Here is a 14,059-nt window from a genome sequence, read left to right as displayed (position 1 = left end):
CTACGCCCGAATCTCCTCGATCAGCTGCTGCGCGTGGCGTGGCAAGCCCTCGAAGCTGCGCATGCACAGCGACAGCTGGCGCACCGCCCACGCGTCGGCCAGCTCCAGCACGGCGAGGTCCATCGTGCGCGCACAGCGCCGCGCGGCCGGTTCGGACACCAGGCCGATCCCGACCCCGCTCTCCACCATCCGGCACACGGCGTCGAAGCTGCGCAGGCGCACCCGCGCGCGCAAGGTGCGGCCCGCGCGTTCGGCCAGCTGCGTCAGATAGCGGAACAGGGCGCTGTCGCCCGTCAGCGTGACGTGGTCGAAATCCACGAGCCGCGCGAACGTCACGGCTTGTCCCTCCTGCGTGACGAGCGTGCGCGCCAATGCCGGCTGCGCGACCGCGACGATGCGGTCGGTGCAGAACGGGAAGGTCTCCAGGCCGGACAGGTCGACCGTGTCGGCCACGATGCCGAGGTCCGCGCCGCCTTCGCGCACGGCGCGCGCGATGTCGCTGGAGGTGCGTTCTTCGAGGTCGATGTCGACGTCCGGATGGCGCGCCATGAAGCCGGCCAGCCGCTCCGGCAGGTACTCCGACAGCGCCGCCGTATTGCACAGCAGCCGCACCTGGCCCTTGAGGCCCGCCGCATGCTCGCCCAGTTCCGCGCGCAGGCGCGCCAGCTGCTGGAACACGAGGCGGGCGTGGCGCTGCAGGGCGAGGCCCGCTGCCGTCGGCTGCACGCCGCGCCGGCCGCGCACGAGCAGGGGTACGCCCAGCGTCTCTTCCATGTGCTGGATGCGTTCGCTCGCGGACGCCAGCGCCAGGTGCGCGCGCCGGCTGCCGGCCGTGATGCTGCCGGCATCCAGCACGTGCAGGAACAGCTGCAGGTCGACCAGGTCGAATCTCATGTCGGAGGTCATGTAAAGCAAAAAGCCCCGGCTCGCCGGGGCTTTTCGCATGGGGCCATGGGGCAGCCAGCCAGATGTTCTTATTTGAGGTGATCCGAGATCAGCTTGGTCATTTCGAACATCGACACCTGCGCCTTGCCACCGAAGACGGCTTTCAGCTTGTCGTCGGCGTTGATCATGCGGCGGTTGGCCGCGTCCTGCAGGTTTTGCGCCTTGATGTAGTCCCAGACTTTCTTGGTCACTTCCGTGCGCGGCAGCGGTTTCGCGCCGACGACGGCGGCCAGCGTTGCGGACGGGGTCATCTCTTTCATGAAAGCGGCGTTGGGCTTGCGTGCCGCGGCAGGCTTCTTTGCTGCTGCGGTTGCTTTCGGTGCTGCTGCTTTGGCAGGAGCTGCTGCCTTTTTAGCGGCCGCCGCCGGCTTGGCGCTCGGCTTCGCCACTGGCGAAGCCGAGCCTTTCTTCGCGGGCGCTGCGGTGGTTTTTTTGGCTGTTGCCATCTTCGAGCCTCCTAAACGGAACACATGGAAATTTGCGCTTGAGCGCACCCGGCTTATATTGGTAGGGTTTTAGTGTTCGTGCAAGTCTTTTTCGAAATTTTTTCACTCTTACAAGCCCTAAAACAGCCCGTTGTGTTACCCGGACCTCCCTAGAGCGAAAAAACAGGCCTCCCAAGCACAAAAAAGCCGTGCGGGACGGTGGTCGCGCACGGCGTCGTTGGGGCGGATCAAGGATCAGCGCATACCAGGCATCATGCCCTTCATCCCGCGCATCATCTTCATCAGGCCGCCGCCCTTGAGCTTCTTCATCATCGTGTTCATCTGATCGTACTGGGTCAGCATGCGGTTCACTTCCTGCACCTGCACGCCGGCGCCGGCCGCGATGCGGCGCTTGCGGTTGGCCTTGATCAGTTCCGGCTTGGCGCGTTCCGCCGGCGTCATCGAATCGATGATGCCGCACATGCGGCGCACCTGTTTCTCGGCCTGGTCCATGTTGGCGCCGTTTGCGGCCTGCTGGAACTGGGCCGGCAGCTTGTCGAGCAGGCCGGCCATGCCGCCCATCTTCTTCATTTGCGCGAGCTGGGCGCGGAAGTCGTTCATGTCGAACTTGCCGCCCGACTTGATCTTGTTGGCCATGTCGGCCGCGGCCTTCATGTCCACGCCCTTGCGCGCTTCCTCGACCAGCGCGAGGATGTCGCCCATGCCCAGCACGCGGTTGGCCATGCGGGCCGGATCGAACGCTTCCAGCCCGTCCAGCTTTTCCGACACGCCCGCGAACTTGATCGGCTTGCCCGTCACGTGGCGCACGGACAGCGCCGCGCCGCCGCGCGAGTCGCCGTCGAGTTTCGTCAGGATCACGCCGGTCAGCGGCAGCGCGTCGTTGAAGGCTTTCGCGGTGTTGATCGCGTCCTGGCCGACCATGGCGTCGACGACGAACAGCGTCTCGATCGGATTCGCGGCCGCGTGCACGGCGGCGATCTCCTGCATCATCGCCTCGTCGATGGCCAGGCGGCCGGCCGTGTCGATGATGACGACGTCGTGATAGTGCTTCTTCGCCCAGTCGATCGCGTTCTTCGCGATGTCGACCGGCTTGTCGCTGGCGGTGGACGGGAAGAAGTCGGCGCCGACCTGCTTCGTCACCGATTCCAGCTGCGCGATCGCGGCGGGGCGGTAGACGTCGGCGGAGACGGTCAGGACCTTTTTCTTCTTTTCTTCCTTGAGGTACTTGGCGAGCTTGCCGGTGGTGGTCGTTTTACCGACACCCTGCAGGCCGGCCATCAGGATCACGGCCGGCGGCTGCTGCGCGAACGACAGCTGCGACGCGTCCGGACCGAGGTCGGCGCCCATCAGCGCGCCCAGTTCCTTCTGCACGACGCCGACGAGGGCCTGGCCCGGCGACAGGGAGCCGATGACTTCCTCGCCCAGGGCCTTTTCCTTCACTTTGGCGATGAATTCGCGCACGGCCGGCAGCGCGACGTCGGCCTCGAGCAGGGCCAGGCGCACTTCGCGCAGCATCTCGGCGGTGTTGGCCTCGGTGAGGCGGGCCTCGCCACGCATCGTCTTGACGACCTTGGCAAGGCGTTGTGTCAGGTTATCCAGCATGTTCTACCTTTTGTACTGATGGGAACGTCGAAAAACCTACTGCGCGTTGCACTGTCGTCCTGCGATGCTCGCTGTACTGCTCGTACAGCTGCGCTTCTCGAACGACATTGCTGCCGCTCGCGACGGTTTTTCGAGGTTCCCTGATATATATAAGCGGCGGGCGCGCAACACGCCATTTTACCGCATGTCGGGGCGGGTTTTTCCCCGTCAAGACCCGAATTCAGCCATTCGCAAGCGGCATAGTCAACGATTCGATTTGATTCTTGGTAAAACCTGATTGGACGGTTTGACAATGTATTGCTTCGAGTTTATGTTCCAGAGGCGTCACGCAGTTCATTCCAATAAAAGTTCTACCCCAATCGGAGAGACAGGCAATGAAAGCACACGTGTTCGGCAAGACCCTCGCCATCGCCGCGCTGCTGGCCGCGAGCGGCGCCCAGGCGCAGGACGTGGTCCGCCTCGGCAACCTCAAGTTCGCGCACTACGGCGCGGTGTCATACATCAAGGAGATCGCGCCCAAGTGCGGGATCAAGGTCGAGGAGCGCATCTTCGCGAAGGGCCTGGACGTGATGCAGGCCATCATCGCGGGTGAACTCGACGTCGGCACGACGGCGTCCGAGGCCGCGATCTCGGGCCGCGCCGGCGGTGCGCCGATCTACGTCGTGGCCGGCTTCGCGAAGGGCGGCGCCCGGCTCGTCGCGCGCGCGGATGCCAACGTCAAGGCCGTGAAGGACCTGAAGGGCAAGAAGGTGGGCGTGACGCGCGGCGGCATCCAGGAAGTGCTCCTGATGGCCGAGTTGCAAAAGGCCGGCCTCAGTGCCGACCCGGCGCCCGGCAAGGACGTGCAGATCGTCTACCTGGCATACGCCGACCTCAACCAGGCGCTGCTGGGCAAGAACATCGACGCCATGATGCAGTCCGAACCCCAGTCGTCGCAGGCGATCAACAAGGGCTTCGGCGTCGAGGTCCTGAAACCGTACGACACGCCGATCGGCGAACCGGTGCGGACGATGGTCATGACGGAAAAGTTCTACAACACGAAGCGCCCCGTGGCGGAGAAATTCATGCGCTGCTTCGTCATGGCCACGAGCGCCTTCATCCGCGACCGCGCGCTGGCCGAGAAATACGTGCGCGAAGTCGTGTTCAAGGGCCAGATCACGAAGGACGATTTCGACGACGCGATCAGCAATTCGCCCTATACCTACGACATCACGCCGGAGCACATCCAGACCACGGCCGACATCATGTTCAAGACGGGCGTCGGCCGGATGGCCAAGCCGCCGGTGGCGAAGGACTGGGTCAAGACCGATTTGCTGGATGAGGCGAAGAAGAGCCTGAACATCAAGTAAACGAAACCACGCAAGGAGCGGAGATGCTGAAACGCAGGTGGCAGGACATCGCGATCGGCCTGGTCGTGCCGATCGTCGCGATCGCGATCTGGCAGTGGGTGGCGAGCATGGGATGGGTCAACGAGCACGTCCTGCCGTCCCCGCTGCAGGTCTGGCACAAGTGGATCGCGTACCTGCTGCCGCTGCAGGACTACCCGGCCTGGCACGAGGCCAACGGCGGCGGGCGGCTGGCGTGGATGGTCTCCGGCGAATTGATCACCGACGCCATCGGCAGCATGTACCGCGTGATCGTCGGCTTCCTCGTCGGCGCCGCGCTGGCGCTGCCGATCGGCCTCGCCATGGGCGCGAGCCGCATCGCGCATGCCTGGCTGAATCCGTTGTTCCAGCTGCTGCGCCCGATTCCGCCGATCGCCTACATCCCGATGTCGATGCTGTGGTTCGGCCTCGGGAACCCGCCGGCCTTCTTCCTGATCGCGCTGGGCGCCTTCTTTCCCGTGCTGATGAACACCATCGCGGGCGTGCGCCAGGTCGACGGCATTTATTTGCGCGCGGCGCGCAACCTGGGCGCGAGCGGGACGACGCTGTTCCTGCGCGTGATCCTGCCGGCGGCCGTGCCGTACATCCTGACCGGCATGCGCATCGGCATCGGCACGGCGTTCATCGTCGTGATCGTGGCCGAGATGATCGCCGTGAACAACGGCCTCGGTTTCCGCATCTCGGAGGCGCGCGAGTACTTCTGGTCGGACAAGATCATCGCCGGCATGATCACGATCGGCCTGCTCGGTCTCGCCATCGACGTCGGCATGAATAAACTGAACAACCATCTGCTGCGCTGGCACCGCGGCCTGGAGCACTGACCATGACCGCACACATCGTGATTGACCATGTCAGTAAAGTGTTCGACGGGGACGGCCGGCGCATGGTCGCGCTGCAGGACATCTCGCTGGAGATCCCGCACGGCCAGTTCGTCTGCCTGCTGGGACCGTCCGGCTGCGGCAAGTCGACCCTGCTGAACGCCGTCGCCGGTTTCGCGCCGCCGACGACCGGCCGCGTGCTGGCCGACGGCGTGCCGGTCGCCGGGCCCGGGCCGGAGCGGGGCATGGTATTCCAGGAATATGCGCTGTTCCCGTGGATGACGGTGGAGCAGAACGTCGGCTTCGGCCTGGAGATCAAGGGCATGGCGCGCGCGCAGATCGCGGCGCGCGTGGGCGGGCTGTTGAAACTCCTGTCGCTGGAGGATTTCGCCAAACGCTATCCGAAGGACCTGTCCGGCGGCATGCGCCAGCGCGTGGCGATCGCGCGCGTGCTGGCGCTGGATTCGCCGATCCTGCTGATGGACGAACCGTTCGGCGCGCTCGACGCCCTCACGCGGCGCAACCTGCAGGACGAGCTGCTGCGCCTGTGGGCGGAACTGAAGAAGACCGTCATCTTCGTCACGCACAGCATCGAGGAAGCGATCTATCTCGCCGACCGCATCGTCGTGATGACGTACCGGCCTGGCACGATCAAGCGCGACATCCTGGTCGACCTGCCGCGCCTGCGCGATCCGGCGGCGCCCGAGTTCAATGCGCTCAAGCGCGAACTGGGGCTGATGGTGATGGAGGAGCAGCAGCGGCATCACGACGCGGAAATCAAGGCCGCGGCCGTGGATTGAACAGCCGTCGTTCCCGCGGAAGCGGGAACCCATACTGAGCCTCGGAAATCTTGGTGATCGCGAAGCGGGCGCGACTCCGGTAACTCAGCATGGATTCCCGCCTTCGCGGGAATGACGTGCCGCTTACTCTTCTGACAACCTAACCTCGCCCATTCCGGATGGTGTAGACTCGCGCGTATGCAACTCACCCTATTCATCGCCGCGGCAATCCTGTACGCGGTATGTGCCCTGCTGCCGTCGCGGCAGGGCTCGGCCATTTCGGCCGTGACCGCCGTCGCCTGGGCCGTGCACGGTGCCGCGCTGTGGCCGGACATCGTGTCGAATGGCACGCTGCGTGTCGGCTTCGCATTCATGCTGTCGGCGGCCCTGTGGATTTCCGTCGCCGCCTACTGGATCGAGAACCGCAATTTCGCGCTGGACGGCATGCGCCGCATGGTCATGCCGTGCGCGGCCGTCGCGGCGATCCTGCCGCCGCTATTCCCCGGCAACCTGATGCCCGTGCAGGACCAGTCGCCCGCGTTCGGCTGGCACGTCGCGGTCGCCGTGTCGGCGTACAGCACGCTCACGATCGCCGCCTTCCACGCCGTGCTGATGGCGCTGCAGGAGGCGCGTCTGCACACGAAGAGCGCGAAGAAGGGCTGGTTTACCGGCGCGCTCGACCAGCTGCCGGCGCTGCTGACGATGGAGCGGCTGCTGTTCCGCATGATCGGCATCGGTTTCGTCCTGCTCAGTTTGACCGTCCTGTCGGGCATCGTGTTCTCCGAACAGCTGTTCGGCCGCGCGCTGCGCTGGGACCACAAGAACTTTTTCGCGCTGCTGTCGTGGGTGCTGTTCGCCGCGCTGCTGGCCGGACGCCGCTGGCGCGGCTGGCGCGGCAAGACCGCGCTGCGCTTCACGCTGGCGGGATTCGCCACGCTGGCGCTGGCTTACGTCGGCAGCCGGTTCGTTTTCGAAGTCGTTCTGCACCGGGGGTTCGTATGACGCGACTGCTTTTCTGGATTGCGCTCGTCATCCTCGTGGTGGCCGCCATCCGCAGCAAACTGCGCGCCGCGATGACGCGCGCACAAGGCCCGGCCACCGGCACCGGGCCGGCACCGGCGTCCGCCGGCGGGGACACGAAGGCCTGGAGCCGCGTCGAGGACCAATCCGAGACGATGCTGTGCTGCGCCCATTGCGGCATCTATTTCCCGGCGTCGGAAGCCGTGCGGGCCGATGGCCGCGACTATTGCGGCACGGCGCACGCGCGCGAGGCGCACCAGCAGGCCCGGTAAGCCGCCGCATGGCGAGCCGGCTTTCCCTTTCCGCCGAGTCGCGCTCGACGTTCTGGCGCTCCCTGCAAACGCTCACGGTCACGCGCATCGTGATCGCGTTCGTGCTGCTGCTGTACCTGTCGATCGACGTGCGGCGCGGCCGCGTCGACGGCACCGCGTATGCCGAGACGTGCATCGCCTACGTGCTGGCCGCGCTGATGTTCGCGGTCGTCGCCCAGCGCTGGCGGCGGCGCTTCCTGTGGCAGTTGTCGGCCCAGGTCCTCGTCGACATCGTCGCGATCTCGCTGCTGTACCTCGCCGCCGGCGGCATGCGCAGCGGCCTCGCGCTGCTGTACCTGTTCCCGCTGGCGGGCGCCGCGATCCTCGCGCCGCTGGTGCTGGCCCTGTTCTCGGCCGCGCTGGCCACGCTGTTCGTGCTGGGCGAGAGTACCTGGGGGATCTTCATGCGCGCGGACGACCCGCCGCTGACCCAGGCCGGGCTCACCGGCGCTGCATTCTTCGCGGTGGTGCTGGTGGTGAACCGCCTGGCCGCGCGCCTCATCAAGCAGGAAGAGCTGGCCGCGCGGCACGGCGCCGACCTGCGCATCCAGCAGGCGATCTACCGCATCGTCGTCGACGACGTGGACGACGGCATCCTCGTGCTGGGGCGCGATGGCACCGTCTTCGGCGGCAATCCGGCGGCGCGCCGCATGCTCGGGCTGGAGACGCAGCCGGGCGAGGACGGCAACACGTTTCGATTGACCGACCTGGCGGCGCTGGAACCCGTGGCGCAGCGCTTCACGGACTGGGTCGGCCGCTGCATGGACGCGCCGGCGGCGGCGACCGGCGGCTTCGTCACCGTCAAGCGCTGGCACGAGACGGACGGCCCGGTGTGCGGCCGCCTCGACCAGCCGGTGCACCTGAAGTTGCGCTTCGCGCGCGTGGACACGCCGCAGGGCACGGCCGAACGCAGCCTCGTCTTCCTGCAGGACGTGAGCGCCATCGAAAACCAGGCGCAGCAACTCAAGCTCGCATCGATGGGACGCCTGACGGCCAGTATCGCGCACGAGGTGCGGAATCCCCTGTCGGCAATCGGCCACGCGACGTCGCTGCTCGCGGAAGACCTGCACGGTCCGGCGGAAACGCGCCTGCTGCGCATCGTGAACGACAACGTGGCGCGCGTGAACCGCATGGTCGAGGACATCCTGAAACTGTCGCGCAAGGTGCAGCCGAACGGCACGCCGGTCGCGCTGGACGACTTCCTGCCCGAGCTGCGCGCCGAGTTCACGGAAATGCACGGCATGGCCGGTGATATAGTGTGGGTAGGCGATGCGGGCGGCCGGTCCGTGCGTTTCGACGGCCTGCACCTGCGCGAAGTGCTCGTGAACCTGCTCGGCAACGCGATCCGCTACGCGAGCGGCAAGCCGGCCAGCATCCGCGTGGTCCCCGTGCTCGACGCGACGGGCCGCATGGAATTGCACGTGCAGGACGACGGTCCGGGCATTACGCCGGAAGTGCGGGCGCATTTGTTCGAACCGTTCTACACGACGTCGAGCAAGGGCACGGGCCTCGGCCTGTACCTGGCGCGCGAGCTGTGCCTGAACAACGGCGCGATGCTCGACTACGAATACCGCACCGAGGACGTGCGGCCCGGCGCGGGCACCGGCGGCACGGGTGAGGCCAGCGGCCGCTTCGTGATCACGTTCGGTGCAACTATCTAATGTCACGGAAAGAAGGCATGAGCTCACCCCGCATCCTGGTGGTCGACGACGAACCCGACCTGCGCGAGCTGCTCGAGATCACCCTGCTCAAGATGGGGCTCGACGTCGACAGCGCCGCGACCGTCCGCGAGGCGCGTGCGCTGCTGGGGCAGAAGCCCTATGCGCTGGTGCTGACCGACATGCGCCTGCCCGACGGACTCGGGCTGGAACTGGTGCGCGAAGTCGCTGCCCATCATAAGAGCACGCCCATCGCCGTGATCACCGCGTATGGCAGCGCCGAGAATGCCGTCGTCGCGCTGAAAGCCGGGGCGTTCGACTACGTGTCGAAGCCCGTCGTGCTGGACGATTTGCGCGCCATGGTGCGCGCGGCCTTGAAACTGTCCGACCCCGCGGCGGCGCCGGCCGCCAGCCAGGCCGGAGACACGTCGCGCCTGGTTGGCCAATCGCCCGCGATGCAGGCGCTGCGCACGCAGATCGCGCGGCTGGCCCGCTCGCAGGCGCCGATCGCGATCAACGGCGAATCCGGCAGCGGCAAGGAACTGGCCGCGCGCGCGATCCACGCCCAGAGCGCGCGCGCCGGCAAGCCGTTCGTCGCCGTGAACTGCGGCGCGATCCCCGAGGCGCTGATGGAGGCCGAGTTCTTCGGCTATCGCAAGGGCGCGTTCACGGGCGCGAACGACGAGCGCGACGGCTTCTTCCAGGCCGCCAACGGCGGCACGCTGATGCTCGACGAGGTGGCGGACCTGCCGCTCGCGATGCAGGTCAAACTGCTGCGCGCGATCCAGGAGCGGCGCGTGCGCAAGATCGGCGCGACGGTCGAGGAACCGGTCGACGTGCGCATCATCAGCGCCACGCACAAGGATCTCGCCAGATGCGTGGAAAACGGCAGCTTCCGCCAGGACCTGTTCTATCGCCTGAACGTTATCGAGCTCACGTTGCCGCCGCTGCGCGAACGGCTGGACGATTTGCCGCTGCTGGTGGACGCCATCCTCGCGCGCCTGGCCGGGCCGGGCGGGGCGCGACTGGGGCCCGGCGTGCTGGACGCGCTGCGCGGCTATGCGTTCCCGGGCAATGTGCGCGAGCTGGAAAACGTGCTGGAACGCGCGCTCGCGTTTGCCGACGACGGCGTGATCGAAGTGGGCGACCTGCTGCTGAAAGGGGCGAAGCTGGGCGATGCGGCCGTCGTGCCGCAGCCGCCGCAGACGCCGGTGAGCGCGGCACCGGCGCCGACAGCGGCGCTGGAGCAGGCCGCGCCACCGCCGCCGCTCGCGTACGGCGCGCTGCCGAGCAACCTGCCGGACTACCTGAGCCAGGTCGAGCGCGACATCATCCTGCGCGCGCTGAACCAGACCCAGTTCAACCGCACGCAGGCGGCGAGCCTGCTCGGCATCAGCGTCCGGCAGCTGCGCTACCAGATGCAGAAACTGGATATCCACGCGCCCGAGCCCTGAGTCAGGGACTGTGAAGCGCGTGGTCTTTTCGCCAACGCAGCAACGCCAAACAGGCCGATTTTGCACGATTAATAAGCACACGAATTCGCGCTACAAATTCAATGTTAGTGCTTACTTCGCCGTGGAGGCTTCAAGTATCGGCACTGATCGATGTCAAGAAAAAAATCTTACTCACAGAGCTCATAAAAATCGCGGACATCGACTACAATTAGGTCTGTAAGGCCGTTGTCTACTACATCTAGTGGTCAACGGCCTTAATGCCGAACAGGCTGAGTAGGAGCGCGACGCTTTTTTTCTCAATATTGCCGCTCCTATTTTTTATCGGCAGAAAGTTATCGAGTTGCCAATTTTGATGAGTTGGCAGCGTTCCCTGGATTCACTCCGAGGGGTCCATATCTACCTAATTCGTAAAGGCGGTGGCAGTCTGTGACGCCAATGCTGGGAGGCTCAATGCAAACATCTTCGGACATTTCCATCAACACCGTCGCGGCAGCTACGACGGCCGGCAAGAGCGCGGACGAACTGGTCGCGGGCAGCGACTACCGCATCATCCGCCGTAACGGCGCCGTGGTGCCGTTCGCGCCGAGCAAGATCGCCGTCGCGATGACCAAGGCGTTCCTGGCCGTCAATGGCGAGCAGGGCCGCGAGTCGGCACGCATCCGCGAGCTGGTCGCGCAACTGACGAACAACGTGGTCGCGGCGCTCGTGCGCCGCCAGCCGAACGGCGGTACCTTCCACATCGAGGATGTGCAGGACCAGGTGGAACTGTCCCTGATGCGCTCGGGCGAACATGACGTCGCGCGCGAATACGTGCTGTACCGCGCCAAGCGCATGGAAGAGCGCCGCGCCGCCAAGGAAGCCGCCGGCACGACGCAAATCGCCGCCCCGCAGATCCACGTGGTCGACGGCGGCGCGCGCCGCCTGCTGGACATGAACGAAGTGTCGTCCCTGATCGACGCCGCCTGCGCCGGCCTGGAAAAGCACGTCGACGCCGACGCCATCCTGGCCGAGACGGTCAAGAACCTGTACGACGGCGTGCCCGTCGAGGAACTGCACAAGTCGGCCGTGCTGGCCGCGCGCGCGCTGATGGAAAAGGATCCGGCCTACAGCCAGGTCACCGCGCGCATCCTGCTGCACTCGATCCGCAAGGAGATCTTCGGCAAGGAGGTGCCGCAAGCCGGCGCCGCCGCCGAATACGTCACCTACTTCCCGCAATACATCGCCAAGGGCATAGCCGCCGAGCTGCTGGACGAGGAACTGGGCAAGTTCGATCTGCAGAAGCTGGCCAAGGCCATCGTCGCCGACCGCGACCTGCAATTCGGCTACATCGGCCTGCAGACCCTGTACGACCGCTACTTCCTGCACATCCGCGAGACCCGCATCGAGATGCCGCAGGCGTTCTACATGCGCGTCGCGATGGGCCTGGCCCTGCGTGAAGAGAACCGCGAAGCGCGCGCCGTCGAGTTCTACAACCTGCTGTCGACGTTCGACTTCATGAGCTCGACCCCGACGCTGTTCAACTCGGGCACCCGCCGCTCGCAGCTGTCGTCGTGCTACCTGACCACCGTCGCCGACGACCTGGAAGGCATCTACGACGCCATCAAGGAAAACGCGCTGCTGTCGAAATTCGCCGGTGGCCTGGGCAACGACTGGACGCCGGTGCGTGCGCTCGGCTCGCGCATCAAGGGCACGAACGGCAAGTCGCAGGGCGTCGTGCCGTTCCTGAAGGTCGCCAACGACACCGCCGTCGCCGTCAACCAGGGCGGCAAGCGCAAGGGCGCCGTTTGCGCCTACCTGGAAACGTGGCACCTGGACATCGAGGAATTCCTCGACCTGCGCAAGAACACGGGCGACGACCGCCGCCGCACGCACGACATGAACACCGCGAACTGGATTCCGGACCTGTTCATGAAGCGCGTGATGGAAAAGGGCGAATGGACCCTGTTCTCGCCGTCGGAAGCCCCGGACCTGCACGACAAGGTCGGCAAGGCGTTCGAGGAAGCCTACCTGAAGTACGAGGAAAAGGCGGCCCGCGGCGAGATGACCGTGCACAAGAAGATCCAGGCGCTCGACCTGTGGCGCAAGATGCTGTCGATGCTGTTCGAAACGGGCCACCCGTGGATCACGTTCAAGGATCCGTGCAACATTCGTTCGCCGCAGCAGCACGTCGGTGTCGTGCACTCGTCGAACCTGTGCACCGAGATCACGCTGAACACGAACGAAGACGAAATCGCCGTCTGCAACCTGGGTTCCGTGAACCTGCCGGCCCACATGAAGGGCGACGGGCTGGACGTGGTCAAGCTGCAGAAGACCATCCGCACCGCGATGCGCATGCTCGACAACGTCATCGACATCAACTACTACGCCGTCGACAAGGCGAAGAACTCGAACCTGCGCCACCGTCCGGTCGGCCTGGGCATCATGGGCTTCCAGGACTGCCTGCACATGATGCGCGTGCCGTTCGCGTCGGATAAAGCCGTGGAATTCGCCGACCGCTCGATGGAAGCCGTCTGCTACTACGCCTACCTGGCGTCGACCGAGCTGGCCGAGGAACGCGGCCGGTACCAGTCGTACGAAGGTTCGCTGTGGGACCGCGGCATCCTGCCGCAGGACTCGATCAAGCTGCTGGCCGAAGAACGCGGCGGCTACCTCGAGCAGGACACGTCGGAATCGATGGACTGGAGCCTGGTGCGTAGCCGCATCAAGCAGTTCGGCATGCGTAACTCGAACTGCGTGGCGATCGCCCCGACCGCGACCATCTCGAACATCATCGGCGTCTCCGCCTGCATCGAGCCGACGTTCCAGAACCTGTACGTGAAGTCGAACCTGTCGGGCGAGTTCACCGAGATCAATGCCTGCCTGGTGCGCGACCTGAAGGCGCGCGGCCTGTGGGACGAGGTCATGATCAACGACCTGAAATACTTCGACGGCTCGCTGTCGCGCATCGACCGCGTCCCGCAAGACCTGCGCGACATCTACGCCACGGCGTTCGAAGTCGAGCCGAAGTGGCTGGTGGAAGCCGCGTCGCGCCGCCAGAAGTGGATCGACCAGGCCCAGTCGCTGAACATCTACATGGCCGGCGCCTCCGGCAAGAAGCTGGACGAGACCTATAAACTGGCCTGGCTGCGCGGCCTGAAGACGACCTACTACCTGCGCACGATCGCCGCGACGCACATGGAGAAGTCGACCACCCGTACCGGCGCGCTGAACGCCGTGGCGGTCGATGGCGGCCTGTCCGGCGGGGCAGCCGCACCGGCAGCACCGGCACCGGTCGCCGCAGCAGCTCCGGACGTCGTGGACGGCGCGGCCTGCTATCTGCGGCCGGGCGATGCGGGCTTCGACGAGTGCGAGGCTTGCCAATAAGCTGCCAGTAAATAGATCAGAACCTTAACGTAACCACGCATCGCCCGGGCTCCCGGGCGATGCCGCTAAAAGAATTCAAGAAGGAAAAATATCATGGCTCTCTCCTGGGACGATGAACCGGCCGCCGCACCGGCCGCGGTTGCTAACCTTGCTGCCGTCAATCCTGAAGCCAGCGCCGCCGACGTCGCCAAGCGCGTGAATGCGGACGACAAGCGCATCATCAACGCCAAGACCGACGTCAACCAGCTGGTCCCGTTCAAATATAAATGGGCGTGGGA

At 65.6% G+C, this 14,059-nt stretch carries 11 protein-coding genes and 1 pseudogene; 9 read left to right on the top strand and 3 right to left on the bottom strand.

The window, feature by feature from the left end; genetic code table 11:
• From QPK29_RS24755 to ffh, 3 genes are all read right to left on the bottom strand, one after another.
• Positions 1-894 carry a LysR substrate-binding domain-containing protein gene (locus QPK29_RS24755; protein ID WP_056124257.1) on the bottom strand — a complete coding sequence of 298 codons (894 nt, stop codon included), beginning with the start codon at positions 892-894 and terminating at the stop codon, positions 1-3.
• A gap of 80 nt (positions 895-974) precedes the next feature.
• Entirely contained in the window at positions 975-1,391 is a 417-nt protein-coding gene (locus tag QPK29_RS24750; protein WP_082577110.1) for an SWIB/MDM2 domain-containing protein, read from the bottom strand.
• Between the two features lie 234 nt (positions 1,392-1,625).
• On the bottom strand, positions 1,626-2,993 hold the full coding sequence (gene ffh, locus QPK29_RS24745) for a signal recognition particle protein (RefSeq protein ID WP_056124251.1): 1,368 nt from the start codon (positions 2,991-2,993) through the stop codon (positions 1,626-1,628).
• Between the two features lie 374 nt (positions 2,994-3,367).
• Here ffh and QPK29_RS24740 point away from each other — a divergent pair, with 374 nt between their 5' ends.
• The 9 genes and pseudogenes from QPK29_RS24740 to QPK29_RS24700 form a co-directional block, all read left to right on the top strand.
• On the top strand, positions 3,368-4,342 hold the full coding sequence (locus QPK29_RS24740; protein WP_056124248.1) for an ABC transporter substrate-binding protein: 975 nt from the start codon (positions 3,368-3,370) through the stop codon (positions 4,340-4,342).
• A gap of 23 nt (positions 4,343-4,365) precedes the next feature.
• Positions 4,366-5,199 (top strand): ABC transporter permease, encoded by an 834-nt coding sequence (locus tag QPK29_RS24735; protein ID WP_056124244.1) that lies wholly within the window; start codon positions 4,366-4,368, stop codon positions 5,197-5,199.
• A 2-nt stretch (positions 5,200-5,201) separates the two neighbouring features.
• Positions 5,202-5,996, top strand: coding sequence for an ABC transporter ATP-binding protein (locus QPK29_RS24730; protein WP_371768931.1), 795 nt, complete (start codon positions 5,202-5,204; stop codon positions 5,994-5,996).
• 177 nt (positions 5,997-6,173) lie between these two features.
• Entirely contained in the window at positions 6,174-6,977 is an 804-nt protein-coding gene (locus QPK29_RS24725) for a cytochrome C assembly family protein (protein ID WP_056124239.1), read from the top strand.
• Positions 6,974-7,267, top strand: coding sequence for a PP0621 family protein (locus QPK29_RS24720; protein ID WP_056124235.1), 294 nt, complete (start codon positions 6,974-6,976; stop codon positions 7,265-7,267). Before QPK29_RS24725 ends, QPK29_RS24720 begins: the two co-directional genes overlap by 4 nt.
• An 8-nt stretch (positions 7,268-7,275) precedes the next feature.
• The gene (locus tag QPK29_RS24715; protein WP_056124232.1) at positions 7,276-8,967 is read left to right on the top strand and encodes a two-component system sensor histidine kinase NtrB; all 1,692 of its coding nucleotides are present in this window, start codon (positions 7,276-7,278) and stop codon (positions 8,965-8,967) included.
• A gap of 17 nt (positions 8,968-8,984) precedes the next feature.
• Positions 8,985-10,418, top strand: a complete 1,434-nt coding sequence (locus tag QPK29_RS24710) for a sigma-54-dependent transcriptional regulator (RefSeq protein ID WP_371768932.1) — start codon at positions 8,985-8,987, stop codon at positions 10,416-10,418.
• Positions 10,419-10,868: 450 nt separating this feature from the next.
• Positions 10,869-13,781 (top strand): ribonucleoside-diphosphate reductase subunit alpha, encoded by a 2,913-nt coding sequence (locus QPK29_RS24705; RefSeq protein ID WP_371768933.1) that lies wholly within the window; start codon positions 10,869-10,871, stop codon positions 13,779-13,781.
• 93 nt (positions 13,782-13,874) lie between these two features.
• A pseudogene (locus tag QPK29_RS24700) lies at positions 13,875-14,059 on the top strand (ribonucleotide-diphosphate reductase subunit beta); the annotation flags it as partial.

The sequence above is a fragment of the Massilia orientalis genome (genome assembly GCF_030411975.2).
Lineage (GTDB): Bacteria > Pseudomonadota > Gammaproteobacteria > Burkholderiales > Burkholderiaceae_D > Telluria > Telluria orientalis.
Note: the sequence above shows the minus strand (reverse complement) of the source record. Positions and strands in the feature narration are given on the sequence as shown.

Coding starts and splice junctions, on each gene's coding strand:
- QPK29_RS24755 (WP_056124257.1), bottom strand. CDS start 894: ATGAGATTCGACCTGGTCGACCTGCAGCTGTTCCTGCACGTGCTGGAT.
- QPK29_RS24750 (WP_082577110.1), bottom strand. CDS start 1,391: ATGGCAACAGCCAAAAAAACCACCGCAGCGCCCGCGAAGAAAGGCTCG.
- ffh (WP_056124251.1), bottom strand. CDS start 2,993: ATGCTGGATAACCTGACACAACGCCTTGCCAAGGTCGTCAAGACGATG.
- QPK29_RS24740 (WP_056124248.1), top strand. CDS start 3,368: ATGAAAGCACACGTGTTCGGCAAGACCCTCGCCATCGCCGCGCTGCTG.
- QPK29_RS24735 (WP_056124244.1), top strand. CDS start 4,366: ATGCTGAAACGCAGGTGGCAGGACATCGCGATCGGCCTGGTCGTGCCG.
- QPK29_RS24730 (WP_371768931.1), top strand. CDS start 5,202: ATGACCGCACACATCGTGATTGACCATGTCAGTAAAGTGTTCGACGGG.
- QPK29_RS24725 (WP_056124239.1), top strand. CDS start 6,174: ATGCAACTCACCCTATTCATCGCCGCGGCAATCCTGTACGCGGTATGT.
- QPK29_RS24720 (WP_056124235.1), top strand. CDS start 6,974: ATGACGCGACTGCTTTTCTGGATTGCGCTCGTCATCCTCGTGGTGGCC.
- QPK29_RS24715 (WP_056124232.1), top strand. CDS start 7,276: ATGGCGAGCCGGCTTTCCCTTTCCGCCGAGTCGCGCTCGACGTTCTGG.
- QPK29_RS24710 (WP_371768932.1), top strand. CDS start 8,985: ATGAGCTCACCCCGCATCCTGGTGGTCGACGACGAACCCGACCTGCGC.
- QPK29_RS24705 (WP_371768933.1), top strand. CDS start 10,869: ATGCAAACATCTTCGGACATTTCCATCAACACCGTCGCGGCAGCTACG.